Here is a 22,052-nt window from a genome sequence, read left to right as displayed (position 1 = left end):
TAAGTCCCGTATCATGAGCGAAAGAGCTGAAAGATTGCGCGAGGCGCGCGTCAAAGCGGGCTATCGGTTCGCCTCCGACGCAGCGAATGCCTTGGGCATCGTGGCTTCGACCTATCGCGCCCACGAGAATGGGCAGAATGAGTTCGAACTCAGCGAAGCGGAGATCTACGGCCGCAAGTTCAATGTCGATCCGCTTTGGCTGCTGACCGGTACCGACCGCCGAACCTCCACCGGCTCCGCGACCGGCTCGACAATGGCCGAAGTCGACGCGCCGAACGCCCGGATCGGCGCCAAGGTAATCGGCCAGGGGGAAAAGATCCCGGTCTTCGGTCAGGCAGTCGGCGGGGTTGACGGTGAATTCATAATGAACGGCAACGTGCTGTACGAAGTCATGGCGCCGCCGATACTCTCGGACATCTCGGGCGCCTATGCGGTCTCGGTTTCAGGCGATTCGATGTACCCGCGCTACGAAGACGGCGAGGTCTGCTTCGTCGATCCCAGCCGCCGCGTCCGGAAAGGCGACTACGTGATCGCTCAGATTCGGCTGGAAGAAGGCGGGGCCCTGCTGGCCTACGTCAAGAAGTTCGTGCGCCACAACAGCTCCGAGCTGGTTCTCGAGCAGTTCAACCCCCATAAGGAACTGCGCTTCGAAGCCTGTACCGTTCACTCCGTCCATTATATCGCGCTCGCCGGCAACGCCTGAGAACGCAAAGGCCCCCAATCTTCAGGCGGGAGTCGACCAGCGGGCTAATTCCTTTGCCGGCACTCCAACGACATATCTCATGTCAGCGAGATCAACACGATTCGTGTTGACATGTATCGTGTCGGATGCAATGCTGGGTGAACACAGGGCAGAATTGCACGGCGGACGAACGCCGGCAGCGATACGAGGAGAATAAGCGCCACATGTCCCTCCCCCGCATCAGATCCGATCTTCATGGCCAGGTCGACGAACTCTTCGCCGCCGACTTTCTCCGTTCGACCGACGCTCAGAACCAGATGGCGCTCAAGTGCTTTCTCTCCTCCGCCTATTCCAGTCTGGCTTCGCTCGCCTGGCATCTTGGTGCAGATGGGCATGTTTTCCAGCGTGAAGCCCGGCCCGCGACGGATCTCGTCGACGACGCCTTCTTCGCACTCGATCGCGAGCGTGAGTTCGGCAGCGGCGCGGATGCGAGCCAGGTCCAGCGGCAGCTCGGTACGCACAATCCCCGGCAGCAATTCGGAGGCGCCCTGTGATCCGCGCCGAGACATACGCCGTCGTCAATCTCGCAGCCCTCAATCTCATCGAGGCGGTCAGTGCCGCCTACTTCGTCACCGAAAGCCAGGCCATCGCCCGTCATGAGTTTCGCGCTCGCGAAATGCTGAGGAAAATCGCCTTCGCTCTCGGCTATGATCTGGCTGAAGCGGCGGCGCAGGACGATCGGCCGCAACGGAGAGCCGGCGCGGAGTCGCCGCAGGCACGACCGGGTCTCAGGCTTGTATCCGCCGACCTTGCGGCACCGAACGATGATCGTTGAAGCGCCCGCCCTTTACGCTTCAATCGTCGTCGGGAGGGCACGGCCATTTAGCGGGCGCGGCCAGTCCCGACGGCAACTTGGTCGCGCCGTCACCGCAGGTGAGATCGACCTGTTCCTGTGTGAGCCCGGACGCTCTGGAAAGGTCGACGCCCTCTATCCTCGTCAGGAAAAGAAAGGCGCGATCCAGATCGATCGGTCCTTCGAGAACCGCACCGCTCAGCTTGGCGCGCGAAAGGTTGGCCATCGCGAAGCGCGTGCCCGTCAGTACGGCCTTGTCGAAATTGGCGCGCCCGAGTTCCGCTTTCTCGAAGTCGGCGCCTGCCAGCCGTGCTCCGCTGAAGTCGGTGCGCTGCAGCTCGGCACTTGCGAAGGATGCATTCTCCGCAGAGATGGCTGAAAAGTTGCCGCGATAGGCCTCCACCCTGCTGAAATTCGCCTTGTCCGCTTTCGCCCTGGCGAGCGAAGCACGAACGAGCGTCGCCTTCTCCAGATTAGCGGACGTGAGATTGGCCCCGCGCAGGTCGGTCATCGTAAAATCGGTGTTGAACAAATTGCTTCCCGGGAGGTCGCTACCACCCAGCATGATCTGCTTTTTGTTGCAGTCCTGCCAGTCCGTGCCCGGTCCCGCAGCGCTCTTGCAATCCGCCGCTGCGGCGACGCCGGCGGCAAGGGCCCACACCGTGATCGCCGCAGCGCAGAACGTTGTACGCGCGCTGCCACCCGTCTTGCCAAGCTTCGTCATATCGCCGCTCCTCGATCGGCTGCGGGCGAAAGATCAGCAGGCCGACACGTGCCGGACTGAACGAACCACCGCGCAGAACTCAACCGGAATTCAAGATGTTAAGGCGAATCCGCCCGTCAGAAAAGAGCGGCAAAGAGCGGCGCCGTCAATAGCCGATCTTCGCCTTCTTCTGATCGGATCGTGATGCCGGTGGTAGGCTTGCCGCCCGGCGGTCAGGCTGGCGGGCGTTCAGGCCTCGACGCCCTGGATGGCAGATACCTGCCAGTCGGCGCCGGGCTTTCGCGCGAACGTCCATATCTCGACGGCGTCTGTCGCCTCGTCGGCATTGCCGCTCACGACCCTGCCTGTGGCCCTGTCGCGCATCACGTCGATGCTCTCGTAGCGCATGGCGACCGTCGCATATTCGGTACCGTTCTCTCTCCATGCCTCCGCGAGGTCGCCCTGAACGAGGTGAACGTCGCGGACTTCGTTCTTGAGACCCTTTGTTGCGTTGTCGCTCAGCTCTTCCGCGAGGTAGGACATGGCTTCGGGTGTGGTCAGCTGACGCAGCGCCGCATAATCCTCCGCTCCGTAGGCAGCCTGCACATCCTTCAGCATCGCCTCGAAGCGATCGAGATCGTCCTGGCCCACGCTGATCTCATCTGTCTGCACCGGTACCGGTGCGGCGGCGGACGCCCCTGTGGCAGCACCACCCATGGCTTCACCTATCCGCGGAATTCGGAAGGACGGCGCTGCGCCGGCTGCCGCCGAAGAGCGGGCCGAGGCAGCGGGCGCCGAATAGGCCGGACGCTGGTTGCGGCCGAAGAAGCGCATTGCCAGGGAGATCAGCAGAACGACGAGGCCGACCTGCAGCAGCAGGCCGAGGAAGCCGATGCCGCCGCCGATGCCATGGCCGAGCAGCATGCCGATCAGACCGCCCATCATGAGACCGCCGAGCATGGATCCGCCGAAACCATTGAAAAAGCCCGGCCGTGCATTGGTCCGGTTCTGGCTGGCCGGATTGGTCGCGGTAGAGGGCTGGGTGCTCTGCCGCGGTGTCATGGTTCTGTCGATCGGCGCGGCCGGTGCCGGTGCCGTCCGAGTGACCGGCGGGGCGGAAAAGGTCCGGCTGCCGCGCGAGCCGAAGCCACCGCCTGCCCGCCTCGCTTCAGCGACGTCGACCACCGTCATCATCGCCGCAACACCGATTGCCGCAATGGCCAGAACACGTCCGAAACGCTGCATTTCCACCCTTCCCTGTCTCTCGACCGCAATCGGTCAATAAGAGGTCATATAGAGCCAGAGGCGCAGGAATTTAAGAGTGCTGCCCCGTCTTTCCTCGTATTCGGTGTGAGCTAACGGTAAACTGTCCACCGATTAAGGCGTTTGGCGCCGTTCCTCCCGATGCCTCGGACGCGGCTACGGCTAGCGCACGGGTCCGATAAAGCCGAGTTCGAGCAACTGCCTGGAACTCGAGAACCGCGTCGAGCACGCATCGGAAAAGTCGAACTCACCGGTCTCCTGAAGATCTTCAAACATCTTGCGGTAGACGGCCGCAGCATCGAAATACTGCCCGTCGGCGACTGCCTGTTCAATCTTTTCCTTGTAGTCGGAGAAGAACTTGAAGTGCAGCAGCACACCGGCGACGGCGGTGAAATTCCTTTCGCAGGGCAACGGCTGATGAATGCTGACGCCGAGGCTACATTCCCTGTCCCAGAAGATGACAGGATATTTGATGAGTTCGAGCAGATGGGCGAATTTGCGCTTCCGCGGGCCGCCCGTGATGCTGATCGCCCGCTTCGTATAGCTGATCTCGTATCCGGAGCCGTCGAAATGATCGGCGATTTCCCACGGCATGCGGCCATCATCGCTGTCGAGCGTGGCAGCCCCGAGCGGTCCGATCGGATACATGTCGAGCATCGGGGCTGCGAGGCGCTTTTCCCCTTTGCTTTCCAGCGCCCGCAGAAGTGCATCGAGCGGCCGGTTCTCGCAATCCTCGTAGATCAGGAACTCGTCGGAATCGACATTCAGATACCACCGGTTCCAGCCATAGCGCTCGAACAGAACCTCTCGCCATTCACGCCCCCTGCGGGCATCGCGATACCGCACCGGCGAGCTCCAAAGGTCCACATCGGCTTGCGCAAGCAGGTAGTCCCGCGTCCCGTCCGACGATACGTCATCGACGCAGATGAAGCGGGTAACGCCGAGCCTTCGGTAGTGCGCGAGAAACGAAGGCAGCAGCTTCCGGTCGTTATGCGTATTGAACACGAGCGGGATGTCGTCTTTGCCGAGCGTCCGCTGCCCGCCCGGCGTCAGGCACGACATCTCGATCGTCCGCTTCCGCTTGCGGACCCGCGCCGTCAGCTTGTAGGTTTCGTAACGGGTAAGAACGCGATCGAATATCCCTCTCCGAACCCGCTCGCTCTCAGCTCGGCGAAAAGGATAGTGAAGTTCTTTCAAGGTCTGCTCCCGATCGACCGCTGCGAGAGGAAGCGTTTATCGGCATCGGCGCGCGAATTCAACTCCGCCGCAACTGCGAAGCTTGCGCCGGTTGAGGGCAGAACCGTCGGCCTAGAATGCAAGCGGGTGCCGCGGTCGCAGGGTCCGGCTGCCAAGCTTGACGAAGTTCTTGATCTTTCCCGGAATGTGCTCCCGCCGGTCATGGCAGAGCGGCTATGCGCAATCCGCTCGTCAGCTGAGCCCGAGCCATCAGGGCGTAGGCCGAACCATTGCTGCATTCCCAGAGAATTTGAGGTTTTTGGTGGGTGATCACGGGCTCGAACCGTGGACCCGCTGATTAAGAGTCAGCTGCTCTACCAACTGAGCTAATCACCCGACCGGAACCGCTTCGCTGCGGTCTGGTGGGGCGTATAATGGCGTTCGCCGGGCTTGTCCAGCGCCGTTTGCAAGTTTTCTGCAAAAATTTCAGCGCGGTGCATTCGTGCGTCCTTCGCCGCCACTTCAGACCGTCAGCTCCCCTTCGGCAACTTTTATGGCATGGCCGCCTATCCGCGCGCTCGCGATCTTGCCCTCCGCTATGTCCAGATGCAGATGAATGAAGGAAGGGCGGCCCATTTCGACCCCCTGCTCGATCAGCATGGGGTGGTGGCCATCGACCAGGCCGTCGAAGAAGTTGATGGCGCCTGAAAGAGCGGCCGCGGCCGAGCCGGTTGCCGGGTCTTCGACGAGGCCCATGCCGGGGGCGAACATCCGGGCATGAAAGCGGGCTGTATGATTGATGCCGCCGCGACAGTAGAGATAGGCTGCAGCGAGCCGGCCCTCGCCAAGCGGTGCCAGGTGCTCCCAGCGCTGCGGATCGAATTCAACCGAAGCGGCCGCGCCGACGTCATGGAGGGGCACCATGACGAAGGGAACGCCGGCGCTCCAGAACGACGGCACATGATTTTCAAAGCCGACCTGCGTGGTCTTGAGCGCAAGTGCGTCGGCGATCTCCTGCCGGTCCAACTGCGCGTGGAGCCGGATCGGTTTGCGCGGCAGGTCGAATTCGGCGAAGGTCGCCGCTCCCGGCTTCAGCCTGACGGCAGCGCGGACCGGCCCCACGCTTTCTTCCAGTACCTGCATCAGTTCGAGCGCACTGTTGGCCTCCCCGTAGGCCGCTTCCGCAATTGCTACGGCCGCTCCGACTGTCGGGTGTCCGGCGAAGGGCAGTTCGTGTGCCGGCGTGAATATCCGAAGCCGGGCGGAATGGGCGGCGTTGCCGGGCCGCAGGATGAAAACCGTTTCGGAAAGGTTGAACTCCTGGGCGATCGCCTGCATGGCTTCCTCGGCAAGCCCCTCGGCCTCGAACACCACTGCAAGAGGGTTGCCCGCCAGCCGTTTCTCGGTGAAGACATCGTAGATCGCGTAACGCCGTGCCATACATGTCCCCTTATTGGTCCGGGTCGTTGTGGATTAGGTCCGGGTAGCGCGGTATTACGAAGATCCCGTCTGCCGACGCCGCGACGTCGGGTCAAAACTCTGCTGTGCCGCACCGCTCGCGACCTTGCAACGCCAGCGGCCCGGCGGCAAGGCAAAATGCCCGCGGCGACGTTCCTTCACGCCATCTGCTGCACGCGGCTACGCGCAAAAAGCCATTCAAGTATGGGTGGAATGAACGGCGGATAATTATGTGCGGTCGGCTCTGGCCCTCGGATCGCCACCGCCTCGTCGATCTCGGGATGGGGATCGGCAGCAACATGCGCCGCCACCCGCGCAAGGATTTCCTCCGCCGTGGCCGCCAATCGGAAAACGCGGAAAACGGTAAGGGTGCCATCCATGCGGATGGCGTGCCAGCCCGGTTCTGCGATCGCCTCGGAAAGCGAGATGCCGGTTTCCTCCATGACCTCGCGCGCGATGTTGCGCGCGACGTCGCAGCGCCCGTCGATGATGTCCTCCGGCTCCAGCGAACCGCCGGGGCTATAGACCCGGCCCGGATTGGCCGTGTGCGCACCCATGCGGATGGCGATCAAGGCGCCGTCCGAAGAGACGAGCATCGGCATGCCAAAGATATGGCTCGCGCCCGCCGCTCTCGTTTTCCGCCACCAGAGAAAGGTCGAATAGGGAACGATATGGGCTCGCGCGCTGATGCGCCCGTCCGTGATCCGGACCGACCTCTGCAGTACCATCCGGCCGTCGAAAAGGTGTGGGTTCGCGGCGATTTCCCGCTGCCAGCTTTCGCGCGCCCGATCCGCCTCTGCCAGATGGAACGGATGGGGCTCGGGCGAGACCTCTATATCGATTTCCGAGACCGGGAAGATCGTCCCGTCGAGAGGCCATTGCCCCTGGCTGGTTTCCAGTAAGGTCATCTTCAAATATCCAAGGTCATTACGACAGGGCAATGGTCGGAGGCTTTCGGACGGTCCCAGCCGGTGCGCGGATAACGCTCGACCTCCTGCCCCGCGGGAAAGATCGTGCGATAGGGCTGCCCGGAACGGATGATTTCAGGCAGCCGGGCCGCGTTGCGGCGCGCCAGCTCCGGCGACAGCCAGATATAGTCGAGCTGGCAGAGATGCCGATCATCCGGCCCCCGGCTATGAAAGAGCGTCCAGCGGTCGAGGACCGGCCGGCGCAGATTGGGATTTTCGACAAAACCGTCGTGGCTCAGGATGTCGAGCGCGCTCGTCGTTTCCTCATGCGGCACGAATTCATAGCCGTTGCGCCGGTCGCCCAGCACCTTCACCTTCTCCTGATAGTCGTTCATGTCGCCACAGATGGCGAAGACTTTGTCGGCCGTATGTCCGCGGCCGAAGCGGCGTTCGATGAGATGGCGCACGGCCTTCACCTCCGCGACACGCACGGCCATCGTCGCCTGCCGGCCGTCGAGACCTTCGCGCGCCGGCCCCATGGACTTGAGATGCACCACATAGAGGGTCAGCGGCCTCCCGCCGATTCTCACATCCAATTCGAGGCAATCGCGTTTGAAGATGCGGTCGCGGGGCCGGTTCGTAAGCGCCAGTTCGTCGTTGAAGAGGTCGAGATCCTCATAGGTGAGCGCAGCGTGGCTCTTTACCTCCAGGCACTCGATCTTCTGGCCGTCGCGGGTCTCCTCCCGCATCAGCACGGCGACATCTATGCCGCGGGAGTCGTTGCCTTCGATCAGATATTTCTGGCGATAACCGTTGCCGGCCATGCGAAACAGATAGCCATATTCGAAGGCCTGCAGCGCCGCCATGTTGTCGGCCTCCTGCAGGCAGAGAATATCGGCGTCGCAATCGGCAATCGCCAGCGCCGACATCTGCCGGGTGTCGTCCGTATGCGCGATCGTGCGTGCCTCTTCCAGACGCTGGTATTCCGCCTCGCTGCGAACGTCGAAGAGCCGCAACACCCGATCCTGCTTGAGCTGGTTGCGAAAGCCGGAAAAATCGAAGCGGCTCATGAGGTTTTCGATATTGAAGGTGGCAAGGCGAAGCGACATCAGGGGCAATTCCACATTGAATTGCCGCGGAGATTAGAGCGGGACGAGCAAGAGTGTAAAGCTGCAGATTGTGCCGCGCGCGAGCCCTCCGCGGCGTTGCCGTCCGCCTGAGAGGAAACTTGCCATGAGCCCGTGCGCGGCCCTGGCTGCTATCGTCTTACCGCCACCACCTGGGCTCGGCTGAAATAGGACAACTGCACGCGACCCGACTGGTTGCCGCCGATAAGACGTGCGGTCGATTTGGACATCTGCGACAGGACGCCGACGTGATAGCTCCGTCCGGCTCTGACGACGACGACGTCGCCCGGCTTTGCGTAGGACAGCTTGACGGGCGCACCGAACCTCAGCCACGAGCGGGCGATGCCATAGCTCTTCGGTGGCTGCCGGCCGGATTTCCTGGCAACCATCCCCATGAAATGGCCGCACCAGGGCGTACGGGCCGGATTGATGCCGAGAGCGGCGCGCAGGCGCCTGTTGTTCTTCACCTCGTGCAGCCCGGCATATTGCTGGGCCTGGGTGAGCATTCCCGCTGATGCGGTGTCGGGTGACGTAAGCGCAAGAAATGCTGCAGTCAGAAGCGCGACAACCTTCATGAGTTGGTCTCCCTCACGGCGCTGCGCGTCCAATCAGACGCAAAGTCGCCGTAGCACCTGGTTTTGCCGCATCTTCCGGATTGACTTCGATCCAAAAGATGCAGCCGGCGCGGACGGCGTCATGCCGGCCTTCGCCTGCCTCTTCGTCTCCGTCCATCGCAAAAGTTCGCCCCTTCCGCAGACGCGCATATGCGCGCGCCGAGCCGCTCCGCGTTCGGGAATGCGTCCCGATCGCAGATGAAGATGGCTCCGGAATCAAAGGGCTAGAGCGTCCTCCACCGAGGCGTACAGCAACGGCCGCGCCCAGCGCCCGTCAAAGGCGCCAAGGCGGCATGCCTGGATTGCTGCACGGTCCGCCCGTGAGCGGTACCGTGTCGGCAGCCGTCAAGGCTGCACTACGCCTTCGGCACAAAGCACAAAGGACTCTCTAGCGCTTTGAGGCTGCACATGACCGTTTCCGAAAATCGAATATGGATTTTCAGCGCGGTATTGCAGCCGGCCCGCGAATTGCAATGGCCGTGCCCCCAACCTGATGGCGTTCGCTTTGCGAGAGTTTGAAATTCCCCTGCCAGCCGGTGGTCAGCAGTCGAAAACTTGCCGGCTAGGTGAAGCGAAATTGTGGCAAAGACCGCTTGTTTTGCGCAACTGGCGTCGATTTCTTCGCCGATTCGCTACTGTGGCCCGAAACTGGCGCGTTTTTGCCTATCGGTCGGCGGCTATTGACCCTTATCTGCCCCGGCGGCCAGCATGGCGGCCTGGCGGCGCTGCTTTCAGGATCAGCGCACCAGACGAATGGCGCCCGGATAATTGAAATGGGTATTGGCAAGCTCTTTGCTGCAATCCATCTTGAAAGTACTGTTGCCGATCAGCGTGATCTCCTGTGCGATCAATCTGATGCACTCACCGCTGGTCGTGCCGTTGCCGGCATATTGGAGTTCGCGGGCGTCGGGGAAATAGAGGATCCCCGTCAACGAGGATTTGCTGTTGCCGTTGATGACGGCTGATGCGGTGTTGCCGTGCTCTGCAACGATCGAGAAGCCGGCCCAACTGCCCTCGAGGGAAGGCGAGATATTGAAGGTGGCGCCTCCATTGATCCTGAGTTCCGCATCGTTGATCAGGAAGAAGGTCACGCCCTGACCGCTGACGACCGTTTGGCTGCCGAGTTCGAGCCGGCCGCCGTCGATGATGTAATTGCCCGCCTGGAGCGTGACGGCTCCTTTCAGATCCAGGCCGCCGTAGGTACCGGGTTTCAACGTCACCACATGGCCGTCGGCATTTTTCGGTGTCTTTCCAGTGCCGTTGCAATCGCCGTTGCCGCCGCCTCCGGCGACGTAGCCCTGACCGCAGCCGGAAAGATTCGTCCAGCCCGAAGGCTTGGGGAGCACCTTGCTCGCAAATGGATCGGGTATGCGCGGCGATCCTTCCACGGCGGCCTCGCAGGCGAGCTGTACCGCCTGCGGCGAGCTGTAGATACGGCCCGCTGCGTAAAGACATTCGGCTTTGAGCTTGCCTGAGCCGCCGATATAGACCGACTGATCGTCGTCGGAGTTCGAAAGGACCGCGCATCCCGTCAGATCGGCAATTGCGCTGCCGCTGACCTCGAATGCCCGGTCTGCCGTGCGATGAAGCGCAAGAATGCAGGCCTCCGCCCCGGAGGCGCGCGCGGCAATCGCCAGGCGCCGGATCTGCAGCGGCAGGCGCTCGAGGAAGAGCGGCTTGTGGTCCAGCACGAATTCGGCGGTAGCGGTATCTTCATTCACATTGCGCGTGAACTTTACGGACAGCGCCTGCGTCGACGGCTCGGTGGCGACGGCCAGCGCGTCGACGACGCTCTCCTGCGGCAGCGCATAATTGCTCCAGAAGAACTTTTGCGCCGCGGCGTAGGCGTCGTCCTCGGTGGCACCCTCGCCATAGGCGCGGACCGAGCCGAGCGCGGCCGCATCGAGAGCGCTCTGGATTTTCTCCGCCTCCAGGTAAGCCCCGGCGAAGTCGATCGCCAGCGCAGCCGCGCCGATAATCGGAACGAAAGCGATCGCGCCCAGAACGGCGAAGTTGCCGCTCCTGTCGCGCACCAATCTTCTCAGATGCAGGCGGAACGTCGCGGCCCTCATAGCCTTCCCTCTCAGCAGCCCCACCGCAACACATAAGCATTAACTAATTTTAAGATCGTTACCAAACACGTTCGGCTTTTATGAAATCTTTACAAGAAGGGCGGGAGTCCTCGACTTCCTCGCGACAAAATCCGGAAGCGCCCGGGTGTAAGCTCTCCAAGCCGCCTCCTGCGCAAGAATCGGTCGTAGTTCGTAACAAATCGCCCTGAAAAGTTACTGGACCAAGGCCACCGATCTCGTCAAAAATAGCGGTGCAATCAGGGAAATGATTTCAGTAGCAATTTAGATCGGAGCTCCCTTCGGGGTGAACGCCGATTGCGAGGATTTACCCGGTCGAGCTCGCGGCAGCCCCCGGGCGGAGAGTGATGGATATGCCCGGGGCGTCTGGCAGCCGGGTGTGATATTGCCGCCGGGAAAATAGAGAGATTGAATTTTCGCCGCAATTTACCAGGACCCGCTCGCTGACGGCGGGCCCTGGTTTTGTATATGCGCTCCTGGCGCCGGGTCATTTCCGCGGCGCCGCTCAACGCTGCAGCAAGCGCGTCAGCCATAGAGATATTCGGGCAGCCAGAGCGTCATGCCCGGCCAGATATACATCATGATCATGCAGAGGATGACGATGAGCATGTAAGGCATCATGCCCGCGAATATCTGGTTGAGGGTCACCTGCGGCGGCGACACGCCCTTGAGATAGTAGGCCGACATCGCAACCGGCGGGGACAGGAACGCAGCCTGCAAATTGACGAAGACGAGCACGCCCCAGAGGATCGGGTCGATGTCGAAATGGTGGAGCATCGGCAGAAAGATCGGCACGAAGATGATGATGATCTCGGTCCATTCGAGCGGCCAGCCGAGAATGAAGATGATCGCCTGAGACAGGATCATGAACTGCACCGGCGTGAGATCCAGCGCGAGAACCCATTGCTCCACCAGCGCCTGTCCGCCGAGGATCGCGAAAACGGCGGAGAAAAGCGCCGACCCGACGAAGAGCCAGCAGACCATGGCGGTCGTCTTCGCGGTCAGGAACACCGCTTCCTTGGTGCGCTGCCAGTCGAGGGTCCGCGCCTGGAGTGCCAGCAGGAAGGCACCGGCCGCGCCGACGGCGGCGGATTCCGTCGCAGTGGTGATGCCGAACAGGATCACCCCGAGCACCGCCACCGTGAGGATTGCGAGCGGCATGACGGAGGAAACGAGGAGCTTCACCACCTGCAGCCGTTCCGCCGTCATGTTGCGATAGTAGCGCAGCAGCGCGAAGACGGCGATTGCGGCGGCGAGGCCGAACCAGACGTAGAAGCTCGTCGCGGGGCCGCCAGCCGCTGCAGGCCCGGCATCCGCGACCGGCGCGCCGAGCTCTTCCAGCCCCTCCGGTGCTTCGGTCGCGGCCACCTGTTGATGAATGACGACATACCACCAGAGAAGCCAGAGCGTGGACGCCGTTAGCAGAAGCGGAAAGAGCGCCGCAGCAAGATTCTTGACGAGTTTCCAATAGGTGAGCCGTCCCTCCCCCGCCTTGATCCCGAGCGCGCGTGATGGCGAGACGAGCGCTGCGAGAAGACCGGCGAGCATGTTGGGTGAATAGACCTCTGCGAAATGCTTCATCCATGGCGGCACCGGGACGCGCGTCTGTTCCTCGGGCAGGCTCGGAGCGATCTTCGGATTGAGCATCGCCCAGCCGAGGACATAGGCGAGATAGAGGAGCGCCAGAAAGAAGCCGGGAAACATCGTCGCCGCATAAAGCTTGACCACCGACTGGCCGGCTACGGCCGCATAGACGATGATCATCACCGAAGGAGGGATCAGGATGCCCAGAGTGCCTCCGGCGGTGATGACGCCCGAGGCAAGCTTCACATCGTAACCGGCCCGCAGCATCGGGTTCATGGCGATCACCCCCATCAGCACGACCACGGCGCCGACGAGGCCGCTGGCGATGCCCCAGAAGGTGCAGACGATGAGCGTTGTCACCGCGAGCGATGCCGGAACGCGCCGGAATGACAGCTGGATGCTGTAGAACATCTTGTCGACCAGCGCGCCGCGCTCCATCACGTAGCCCATCAGCACGAAAAGCGGGATGGAGATCAGCACGTCATTGGTCATTGCGCCGTAGGTGCGCTGGACCATGAGATCGAAGACGCGATTGTCGATCCAGGGTTCCACCGGATTGTAGAAGGCGTAGAAGCCGAACAGCATTCCGAGACCCATGAGGGTGAAGGCCGTCGGAAATCCCATCATGATCACGACCACGATGAGGCCCAGCATCGTCAAGCCAAGAAAAGGTTCACTCACCGCTCTCCCCCTCCGAGGCCGCGCTGCCGGGCCGCCCTGTCGATATCCTGCGCGCGTTCGATGGCAGCTTCACGCGTTTCCTCGTCCAGATGCTCGCTATGGGCAAGCTGCTCGGCGACGACGTCGATCTCTTCGACGTCCTTCAGCCGCGCCGGCCACACCCCGGTTCTGAGACAGACGATGCAGCGCAGGATCTCCGCCAGTCCCTGAAGGATGACGAGCGCGCCTGCGATCGGAATGACCGTCTTGAAGTAATAGATCGGCGGCCCTTCGGCGGTCACCGTCGAGTGCTCGCCGATCCGCCATGACAATGCGGCATAGTCGTAGCCTGCATAGATGAGGGCGGCGATTCCGGGCAGGAAGAAGAAGATGTAAAGGATGAGGTCCAACGCCGCCTGCGTGCGCGGCTTCAACGAACTGTAGATGAAATCACCGCGCACATGCGCGTTCTGCGCCAGGGCATAGGCGCCCGCCAGCATGAAGAGGCTGCCGTAGAGCATGTTGCTGGCATCGAAGATCCATGCGGTCGGCATGTTCAGGATATAGCGTTTGAAGACTTCACCGCAGACCAGCATCATCAGACCGATGATCAGCCACGCCGCCGCCTTGCCGGTCCAGACGCTGATGGCGTCGATCCTCATGAGCAGATGCTGAACGTTCACGCGCACCCCCGGGAGGCCAGGTCCTGACCGTACATCACCGGCCGCGCGCCGGTGATGTACTGGATCGGGATGAAGTCAGAGCGACTTGGCGACCCCGTCTCGCCCGAAATAGTGGTCGAAGGCCATCCGCCGGTTGACGACGGTATCCTGCTCCCAGCGTGTCGCGCGTTCGGCAAAGGCGATCTGGGACTGCAGAACCTCCTTGAACACCGGATTTTCCGCCGATTTCTTCTTCACCACCTCGTCATAGACTTCGAGTTGCCGCTTGAGGATCGCTTCGGGCGTCTTGTAGAACTTGACCTGATCGGCCGTCTGCATCTCGCGATAATCCGTGGAGTAGCGGTCGATCGCTTTCCAGGCCATGTCTGCCGACGCCGCGTCCACCGCATTGGTTATGATTGCCTTCATCTGATCCGGCAGGCCGTCGAACTTTCCTTTGTTGAACAGGATCTCGAATGTCTCGGCATTCTGATGATAGCCCTGCAGCATGCACACCTTGGAGACGTCGGGAAAGCCGAGCAGGCGATCGGATGAGGCATTGTTGAATTCCGCCGCGTCGAGCAGGCCGCGGTCGAGTGCGGCGACGATCTCGCCTCCCGGCAAGGCGTTGACCGCTGCGCCGAGCCCTGTGAACACATCGATCGAGATACCGACGGTGCGGAACTTCAATCCCTGCAGGTCCTCGGCCTTGGCGACCGGCTTCTTGAACCAGCCCAGCGGCTGTGTCGGCATGGGCCCGTAGGGAAACGACACGACATTGGCACCGATCGACTCGTAAAGCTTGGCGAGCAGGTCCCTGCCGCCGCCATATTTGTGCCAGGCCAGCATCATGTTGGCGTCCATGGCGAAGCCGGGCCCCGATCCCCACAGCGCCAGCGCAGTCTGCTTGCCGTAGTGATAGACCATCACGCCGTGGCCCCCATCGAGCGTTCCTTCGGAAACCGCGTCGAGCAGTCCGAATGCCGGCACGACGGCACCGGCCGGAAGCACCTCTATCTTGAGGTCGCCACCAGTCATGTCGTTGACCTTCTTTGCAAAGTCGAGCGCGAACTCGTGAAAGATGTCCTTGGACGGCCACGTGCTTTGCCAGCGCATGCTGACCGGGCCTTGTGCCCTCACGATGCTCGGCGCTGCAGCCATGGCCGCTCCGGCCGCTGCGGCGCCGCGGAGAAATTTGCGGCGCGATGTCCCCCCGCTTTCGGCTCTGTGTTTCATGTTTTCCTCCCAAGGCTGCGCGCGAACTCCCTCCCCTTTTTGGGAGCGGATTTTTTCGCGGGCATTCACAATCGCTGAAGAGGCACAAGCATCGTCTGGAGACGCGCTGCGCCCCGATTTTTTTCTTGCTGCAGGAGAGAATACTCCCGAATGCGCCCCTCGCAAAGATTGCAGGGAACGAGCGGAGAACGCTGCCGGTCGGATGCGGAAGGGAATAGTATGGCGCAGCGTTCCGTCTCACTGCGAGAGCGGCCGATCTCTTCGGGAGGGCATGGCATGACTACCGTTCCGCGACACCTGATCGTCATCACCATGGCCGGTGCGCTTATGGCCGGCTGCGCCGGCGTTTCGGCCCGAAATGCGGCTCGCACGACGGGCCTGGTCGGCTACGGCCCGAATCCGACTTTGCCGAAGCCGAACCCCACGGTGATCCCGACCGTCAACATCGCCGACGCAAAAGGCTGGCAGGAAGGCGCCACGCCGACACCCGCAAAAGGGCTGAAGGTGAGCGCCTTCGCTGCGGGCCTCGATCACCCGCGCTGGCTGCATGTACTGCCGAACGGCGACGTGCTGGTGGCCGAAACCAATGCACCAGCCAAGCACGACGAAGGCTTCAGCCTCAAAAAGGCATTCATGAAGCTGGCGATGAAACGAGCGGGTGCCGCAGCGCCAAGCGCCAACCGGATCACGCTTCTGCGCGATACCGACGGCGACGGCAGCGCCGACCTTCGCAGAACCTTCGCGGAAGGCCTCAATTCTCCCTTCGGCATGACGCTTTCCAAGGGCAAGCTCTATGTCGCCAATACCGACGCGCTCGTCGCATTCCCGTATTCCCGCGGTCAGACTCGCCTGGGCACGCCGGAAAAGATCATCGACCTGCCGTCGGGAAATCTCAATCATCATTGGACGAAAGACGTGATCGCGAGCCCAGACGGACGAAAGCTCTATGTCACCGTCGGCTCCAACAGCAATGTCGGGGAAAACGGCATGGCTGCGGAAAAATATCGCGCGGCCGTTCTGGAGGTGGACAAGGCAAGCCGCCGCACCCGGGTCTTCGCTTCGGGCCTGCGCAATCCCAACGGCCTGTCCTGGAACCCGGAAAGCGGCGAGCTCTGGGTCGCCGTCAACGAGCGTGACGAACTCGGCGACGATCTCGTTCCCGACTACATGACCTCCGTCCGGGACGGCGCCTTCTATGGCTGGCCCTACAGCTACTTCGGTCAGAACGTCGATGCGCGCGTCAAGCCGCCGCGCCCGGATCTCGTGGCGAAAGCGGTAAAACCCGACTACGCTCTTGGCTCGCACACCGCTTCGCTGGGGCTGACATTCTCCAAAGGCGCATCGCTCGGGCGCGCCTATGCCAACGGTGCCTTCGTAGGCCAGCACGGCTCCTGGAACCGCAGCGTGCACAGCGGGTACAAGGTGATCTTCGTTCCCTTTGCCAAGGGCAAGCCGAACGGACGACCGAGAGACGTCCTCGCCGGGTTCGTCAGCCGGAGCGGGAAGGCGATGGGCCGGCCGGTCGGCGTTGCGATCGACAGGCAGGGCGCCCTGCTCGTGGCCGACGATGTCGGCAATGTCATCTGGCGCGTCAGCCGTAGATAGCGGTCTTCGCTCCGATAGACTTGCCGCTTCCCCATTGCTACTCTCCCACTCGAGGCGATCGCAACGCGATTTTTCATGATGTCCGCGGCTCTTTGAGCGGACCGGAAAGTACGCACGAATTACCGCTCACACATGTTCAACCGATCGGTATTTCGCTCACGACATCGCCGGGAGACGGACGGCATGAGGCGGCTGGCAGCGATCATGGACGCGGACATCGTCGGCTATAGCCGGCTGATGGGACTGGATGAAGCGGGCACGTACCGGGCGGTCAAGCAGTGCCGTGATTCCTTCATTCTCCCTTTGGTCGCGGTCCATGGCGGAAGGATCGTCAAGCAGGCGGGAGACGGGACGCTCGCGGAATTCGCAAGCGTCCTCGACGCGGTCGCCTGCGCGGTCGCGATCCAGCGAACGATGCATGATCACGCCGGAGGCGCCGAAGCGGAGCGTCTGGAGTTGCGCATCGGCGTCCATCTCGGCGATATCGTCGCTGACGATGGCGACATCCATGGCGAAGGCATTGCCGTTGCCGAGCACCTGCAGGAAATGGCGCCGCCCGGCGGCGTGTGCGTGTCGCAGCAGGTCTATGACCAGATCGGCTTGAAGGTGGATTTCCCCTTGACCGAAATCGGCTGCAGGACATTCGCCGATCTTCCCGGTCCGCTGCGCGCCTGGCGCTGGCAGCCGGGCGGCGCGGCAGGGGAAGTGCCGCCGGCGCCGGCACAAACCGACCCCCTGCCCGGTAAGAAGCGCCCATCGATCGCAGTCCTGCCCTTCGTGAATCTTTCGAGCGCCGACGAACAGGAACATTTCTCCGACGGCTTTACCGAGGAGTTGATCACCACGCTCGCCCGATGCCGGTGGCTGCGCGTCGTCGCTCGCAACTCCTCCTTCACCTTCAAGGGGAAGGCAGTCGACGCGAGGAGAGTGGCGGAAGACCTGGGTGTCAAATATGTGATCGAGGGCAGCATACGTCGCGCGGCCAACCGCATCCGCATCACGGCGCAATTGCTGAGCGGCGAAACCGGCATGCTGCTCTGGGCAGAACGCTACGACCGTATGCTGGACGATGTTTTCGTGCTCCAGGACGAGATCGCGGGGCAGATCACCGGCACCGTGGAGCCGGAACTCGGCTTCATCGAATTCGCTGCGTTGCGCGGCCACACCGCGACGGACATGGATGCCTGGAACATTTACCTGAAGGCGCTATGGCATCTTTACAAGTTCGATCTGGAAAATCTGAGGATATCCAAGACGCTCTTCGAGCGGGCGGTCGATCTCGAGCCCGCCTTTGCCCAGGCCCATGCGCGGCTTGCCTATGTCCATATACAGCTCGGCTGGTACGGCCCCCTGGAAGAGCGGGCCGAGCGGATCGCCGACGCGACGGCGCTCGCGGAACGCGCAATCGCGCTCGACGACCGTGAGCCGGCCGCCCATCTTGCGCTCGGCCGGGCACGGGCACTCGGCGGCCAGCCGCAGCGTGGCATAGAGCACCTGCGGAATGCGCTGAGGCTCGATGCAAGCTTCGCCCAGGGCCACTTCGCCCTCGGGCAAGCGCTTTGCTATGTCGGCCGCCCGGAGGAAGGCATTGCCGCGATCAACGAAGCCTTCCGGTTGAGCCCCCGCGATCCGCATCTGTGGACCTTTTACAATATGGTGGCTATCGCCCACTATCAGTCGGGTCGCTTCGCGCAAGCCGCCGAAGCGGCCCGTGCCTCCCTGCGCCAGGAGAACGCCACATTCTGGCCGGCAATGGTCCTGGCGGCCTCGCTCGGTGCCATCGACCGGACCGACGAACGCAGTTCGGCCGTGGCAAACCTTCTTCGCCGGCGCCCGGACATGACCGTGAAAACGGCCCGCGCCGAATTCTACTTCGGCAGCGTGCCGGTGATGCCGGAAGATTTCATCACCCGTTTCGTCAGCGATCTGCGCCGCGCCGGCCTGCCTGACTGATATCCAGCTGCTGCCGAATGGCCCGCCCGAAGGGACAAGCGGCGGCGCCTGTCCACAACAGCGTAACCGCAAATAAAATCGCCCACGTGGTGCACGTCCCCTCTCCCCGCTTGCGGGGAGAGGGCTAGGGTGAGGGGCAATTTAGTAGGGTCGTGTTCCCCCTCGCCCCCGTTCGTCACTTTCGTGACGTACGGGGGTATCCGCCGGGCCGCCCTATCCTATTGCAGCGTGCGCGAAGGAGCGGCGGCCGCCTGGCCGTTCATGGCCTCCGGCGCCGTCGCCTGAGTTCCGCGGTTGCTGTCGAGGCCGGTCGCGACGACGGACACGCGGAAAGTGCCGTCCAGGCTCCGGTCGAAGATCGCACCGACGACGATGTCGGCTTCGTCGTAAACTTCCTCGCGGATGCGGGTCGCCGCCTCGTCCACCTCGAAAAGCGTCATGTCCATTCCGCCGGAGATCGACACGAGCACGCCTTTGGCACCGCGCATGGAGACTTCGTCGAGCAGCGGATTGGCGATCGCCGCTTCCGCCGCCAGCATCGCGCGGTTCTCGCCGGTCGCTTCGCCCGTGCCCATCATCGCGCGGCCCATGCCCTTCATCACCGTCTTGACGTCGGCGAAGTCGAGATTCATCAGCCCCTCCTTGACGATCAGGTCGGTGATGCAACTGACGCCCGAATAGAGGACCCGGTCGGCAATCATGAATGCGTCGGCGAAGGTCGTCTTGGCATCGGCGATGCGAAAGAGGTTCTGGTTGGGGATGACGATGACCGTGTCTGCACTCTCCCGCAGCCGCTCGACGCCGAGCTCCGCCGTCTGCATGCGCCGCTGTCCCTCGAAGCTGAAGGGCTTGGTGACGACCGCAACCGTCAGGATCCCGGCCCGCCGCGCCGCTTCCGCGATCACCGGCGCCGCTCCCGTACCGGTGCCGCCGCCCATGCCTGCCGTGACGAAGCACATATGCGTGCCGCCGAGGTGGTCCATGATCTCGTCGATCGATTCCTGCGCGGCCGCATTGCCGATGTCGGGCACCGAACCGGCGCCGAGACCCTCGGTGATGGCAGCGCCCAGCTGGATTCGCCGCTCCGCCTTCGACGTCGCCAGCGCCTGCGCGTCCGTGTTCGCGGCGATGAAATCGACGCCCTGCAGGTTTTCGGCGATCATGTTGTTGATCGCGTTGCCGCCGCCGCCACCGACGCCGATGACCGTGATCTTCGGGCGCATCTCGGTAATGATCGGCTTCTTGTATTCCGTCATGGTTCTTCTCCTTGGGCAGTTCCCCGGCCGCCCGAAAACTCGGAACACGGAGAGCGAATGCGGTGCGGCGCGAATCAGGCGCCTTCATTCTAGGAATTCAAAAAAGCCACAGAGAAGGCAAGAGCGACAAAATCATGGCAGTCCACAACTACCTTCGTCGGCAGGGGAACAAAGAAATATCCGGGCACGTTCAATCTGGGTTTCGCGCAAGGAGGAATGGCTGCCATGGGTACCGAACAAGCCCCGACGGCGAAGGGCAAGCAATCCAGCACCGGCCTGCACAAAAGCGCCGCCAAGGAAGAGAAAAGAACCGAAGCACAAAAGGGATCGGACCTTAGAAAAGGCGCCGATCGGTTCGACGAACGTTCGAAAAGCTCCGACGGCCGCAGCGCCGCCTCGAAGCAGAAGCCGAAAAAGTAAAGAGACGTCTCTTCAACGCCCGCCGCGGGCGCCGGCTCAACCCGCTTCGGATGCGGGCGCGGTGTAGCGCCGGCGCACCGCCTCGGCCAGCCTCTGCCGGCTTTCGGCAGGCGAGAGCGAACGATCCTCTTCTATGCCCGCAGCCTCCTCCGCCAACTCCTCGTCGCCGATGTGTTCCTCGAACCACTTCGAGTAATCGCCGCGGCGCAGATGGTGCTCCCAGGTCGCGTCGTCTATGCCTTCGGCGATCTGCAGAAACATCGTCAGATTGTGGGCGCGCAAATTCATTTCGTTCTTCGGACCGCGGAAATAGAAGCTTGCCTCCTCGCCCAACCGACCCTCCGCATATTTGCGCGTATGCCGCTTGCGGGCTTCCCGGGGTTGCTCGCTCTTGATCCGCCGAACCGGCGTGCGCGGCGTGCGCCGCCAGAAAAGAACCTCGTCTTCCCCGAAAGAAGCATCCAGCCCGTCCGGCAGCGCCTCACCCAAGACGGAGCAAACCGTCGCGATTACGTCGCGTGCCTTGGGCCCGAGCGCTGCGACCGCAGTGATCTCCTTGAGAGCATCGGGCGAGACGGAGTCCGGATGGACCGTGATCATGATCATGCCGGAGCGGTCGTCGGAAAGCGCGAGCGAGGCACTGTCGCGCGCTGCCGGCATGAGGTGATGGGCCTCGTCGATAATCAGCCAGTGCGGCCTGCCGGTCTTGGCACGCAGCGCCGACAAATCGGGCATCAGGCCGGCGAAGAACTCGGGCCGGTCGTTGGGCTCGACGCCGGTTGCGCTGACGACGACGTTATCGTCCGGATTGGCCAGGAGCTCCAACACCTCCCTGCCGGTAGGCGCGACAGACCCGTTCCCCACGGTCACCGCGCCTTCAAGCCCCTCATAGTCGCCCTCCGGATCGAATATGCAGAGCTGGAAGCGCCGTTCCCGTAATCGCTCCGCAAGGGCGGTCGCCAGTCTCGACTTGCCGATGCCGGAACTCCCCGCTATCAGCAGCACGTCCTGCGGTCCGATCTCCACCGGCCCTTCGTCATCCTCACCGATCGGCACCTGGTGGCGGGCACTCGCGCACAACGCATAATCGGACTCCATGATCCGGTTCATCAGTTGCTCGACGCCGGCCCCGCGCACACCCTCGAGGATCACGTCGGCCGTCTCCTTGAGCGCCGGCAAGGCGTTGGCCACGGCTGCTCCGCAGCCGCACATCCTCAAAAGCGCATGATCGTTCTCGGCATCGCCGACCCCCACCACGTTGAGAAAGGAAAGCCCCATCTCCTTCAGGGCGGCCTTCAGCCCCGTGGCCTTGTTCACACCCGTCGGGAGCACCATGACGGCGCCCTTGTTGAAGATGATCTCGAGTTCGAGGCCGAGCTCGTTGATCGCTTCGAGCGCGGCTGTCTGGAACGGCTCCCAGGTGGCGACGATGGAACGGCCGACCGACATCCTGTCGACGCCCTTCTCCTTGAGGCGCTCGATGAAGGCCTCCGGCGGCGAGGGTGCAAGCAGCCGCTCCTCGCCGGTTTCCGGCGTATAGAGCAGCGCACCGTTCTCGACGACGACCTTGTCGAACACATCGATTTCGGGAAACACGCTCTTGAGGTCCGGCAGTTCGCGCCCGGTCACGAGCAGAAGCTTGCGCCCGCTCTCCTTCAGCCTCTTCAAGGTCTCCAGAGTTTCCGGACGGACGGCACCGTAATCGGCCAGTGTACCGTCGTAATCCGTCGCAAGAGCCATGACATACATCTGCGTGCCGCCTCCTTCTGTTACCGGCCGCCGGATCCGCTCGATCTTTAGCC

At 62.6% G+C, this 22,052-nt stretch carries 19 protein-coding genes and 1 tRNA gene; 6 read left to right on the top strand and 14 right to left on the bottom strand.

Going from position 1 to position 22,052, the window contains the following annotated elements:
• Positions 1-13: 13 nt before the first annotated feature.
• The 3 genes from AC6CIG_RS06715 (at position 14) to AC6CIG_RS06705 (ending at position 1,517) form a co-directional block, all read left to right on the top strand.
• Positions 14-703: a LexA family transcriptional regulator gene (locus AC6CIG_RS06715; protein ID WP_164867055.1), complete on the top strand. Its 690-nt coding sequence runs from the start codon at positions 14-16 to the stop codon at positions 701-703.
• A 203-nt stretch (positions 704-906) separates the two neighbouring features.
• Positions 907-1,236: a hypothetical protein gene (locus AC6CIG_RS06710; RefSeq protein ID WP_100674862.1), complete on the top strand. Its 330-nt coding sequence runs from the start codon at positions 907-909 to the stop codon at positions 1,234-1,236.
• The gene (locus AC6CIG_RS06705) at positions 1,233-1,517 is read left to right on the top strand and encodes a hypothetical protein (protein ID WP_127712114.1); all 285 of its coding nucleotides are present in this window, start codon (positions 1,233-1,235) and stop codon (positions 1,515-1,517) included. Before AC6CIG_RS06710 ends, AC6CIG_RS06705 begins: the two co-directional genes overlap by 4 nt.
• Positions 1,518-1,536: 19 nt before the next feature.
• On the opposite strand, the gene AC6CIG_RS06700 is transcribed toward AC6CIG_RS06705, so the two are convergent.
• The 12 genes from AC6CIG_RS06700 to AC6CIG_RS06645 all read right to left on the bottom strand — a co-directional run bounded on the left by AC6CIG_RS06700 (position 1,537) and on the right by AC6CIG_RS06645 (position 15,016).
• Entirely contained in the window at positions 1,537-2,259 is a 723-nt protein-coding gene (locus AC6CIG_RS06700; RefSeq protein WP_127712116.1) for a pentapeptide repeat-containing protein, read from the bottom strand.
• Between the two features lie 228 nt (positions 2,260-2,487).
• Positions 2,488-3,483, bottom strand: coding sequence for a Tim44 domain-containing protein (locus tag AC6CIG_RS06695; RefSeq protein ID WP_127712117.1), 996 nt, complete (start codon positions 3,481-3,483; stop codon positions 2,488-2,490).
• A 180-nt stretch (positions 3,484-3,663) separates the two neighbouring features.
• Positions 3,664-4,563: a glycosyltransferase family 2 protein gene (locus AC6CIG_RS06690; RefSeq protein ID WP_437412824.1), complete on the bottom strand. Its 900-nt coding sequence runs from the start codon at positions 4,561-4,563 to the stop codon at positions 3,664-3,666.
• Between the two features lie 434 nt (positions 4,564-4,997).
• Positions 4,998-5,073, bottom strand: a tRNA-Lys gene (locus tag AC6CIG_RS06685).
• 126 nt (positions 5,074-5,199) lie between these two features.
• On the bottom strand, positions 5,200-6,117 hold the full coding sequence (locus tag AC6CIG_RS06680; protein WP_127712207.1) for a PhzF family phenazine biosynthesis protein: 918 nt from the start codon (positions 6,115-6,117) through the stop codon (positions 5,200-5,202).
• Between the two features lie 176 nt (positions 6,118-6,293).
• Positions 6,294-7,043, bottom strand: coding sequence for an NUDIX hydrolase (locus AC6CIG_RS06675; RefSeq protein ID WP_127712208.1), 750 nt, complete (start codon positions 7,041-7,043; stop codon positions 6,294-6,296).
• 2 nt (positions 7,044-7,045) lie between these two features.
• Positions 7,046-8,152, bottom strand: a complete 1,107-nt coding sequence (locus AC6CIG_RS06670; RefSeq protein WP_018095327.1) for an endonuclease/exonuclease/phosphatase family protein — start codon at positions 8,150-8,152, stop codon at positions 7,046-7,048.
• 149 nt (positions 8,153-8,301) lie between these two features.
• Positions 8,302-8,745, bottom strand: coding sequence for an NlpC/P60 family protein (locus AC6CIG_RS06665; protein WP_100674869.1), 444 nt, complete (start codon positions 8,743-8,745; stop codon positions 8,302-8,304).
• 776 nt (positions 8,746-9,521) lie between these two features.
• Positions 9,522-10,856 (bottom strand): TadE/TadG family type IV pilus assembly protein, encoded by a 1,335-nt coding sequence (locus tag AC6CIG_RS06660; RefSeq protein ID WP_127712209.1) that lies wholly within the window; start codon positions 10,854-10,856, stop codon positions 9,522-9,524.
• A gap of 543 nt (positions 10,857-11,399) precedes the next feature.
• Complete coding sequence (locus AC6CIG_RS06655; protein ID WP_437408595.1) at positions 11,400-13,139, bottom strand: TRAP transporter large permease; 1,740 nt, start codon at positions 13,137-13,139, stop codon at positions 11,400-11,402.
• Complete coding sequence (locus AC6CIG_RS06650; protein ID WP_127712211.1) at positions 13,136-13,801, bottom strand: TRAP transporter small permease subunit; 666 nt, start codon at positions 13,799-13,801, stop codon at positions 13,136-13,138. Before AC6CIG_RS06650 ends, AC6CIG_RS06655 begins: the two co-directional genes overlap by 4 nt.
• A gap of 75 nt (positions 13,802-13,876) precedes the next feature.
• Positions 13,877-15,016 carry a TRAP transporter substrate-binding protein gene (locus AC6CIG_RS06645; RefSeq protein ID WP_018095331.1) on the bottom strand — a complete coding sequence of 380 codons (1,140 nt, stop codon included), beginning with the start codon at positions 15,014-15,016 and terminating at the stop codon, positions 13,877-13,879.
• Between the two features lie 276 nt (positions 15,017-15,292).
• On the opposite strand from AC6CIG_RS06645, the gene AC6CIG_RS06640 reads away from it, so the two are divergent.
• Complete coding sequence (locus tag AC6CIG_RS06640; protein WP_127712212.1) at positions 15,293-16,621, top strand: PQQ-dependent sugar dehydrogenase; 1,329 nt, start codon at positions 15,293-15,295, stop codon at positions 16,619-16,621.
• A 183-nt stretch (positions 16,622-16,804) separates the two neighbouring features.
• Complete coding sequence (locus AC6CIG_RS06635) at positions 16,805-18,574, top strand: adenylate/guanylate cyclase domain-containing protein (protein WP_127712213.1); 1,770 nt, start codon at positions 16,805-16,807, stop codon at positions 18,572-18,574.
• Positions 18,575-18,792: 218 nt separating this feature from the next.
• Here the strand turns inward: AC6CIG_RS06635 and ftsZ are convergent, their stop codons facing one another.
• Positions 18,793-19,830 (bottom strand): cell division protein FtsZ, encoded by a 1,038-nt coding sequence (gene ftsZ / locus AC6CIG_RS06630; RefSeq protein ID WP_018095334.1) that lies wholly within the window; start codon positions 19,828-19,830, stop codon positions 18,793-18,795.
• A gap of 225 nt (positions 19,831-20,055) precedes the next feature.
• On the opposite strand from ftsZ, the gene AC6CIG_RS06625 reads away from it, so the two are divergent.
• The gene (locus tag AC6CIG_RS06625; RefSeq protein WP_127712214.1) at positions 20,056-20,250 is read left to right on the top strand and encodes a hypothetical protein; all 195 of its coding nucleotides are present in this window, start codon (positions 20,056-20,058) and stop codon (positions 20,248-20,250) included.
• Positions 20,251-20,286: 36 nt separating this feature from the next.
• Here AC6CIG_RS06625 and AC6CIG_RS06620 read toward each other — a convergent pair whose 3' ends face one another.
• Complete coding sequence (locus tag AC6CIG_RS06620) at positions 20,287-21,999, bottom strand: HAD-IIB family hydrolase (RefSeq protein WP_127712215.1); 1,713 nt, start codon at positions 21,997-21,999, stop codon at positions 20,287-20,289.
• Positions 22,000-22,052 lie beyond the last annotated feature (53 nt).

This window comes from Sinorhizobium sp. GQ132, assembly GCF_059758575.1.
This window is presented reverse-complemented; position numbering and strand designations above follow the sequence as displayed.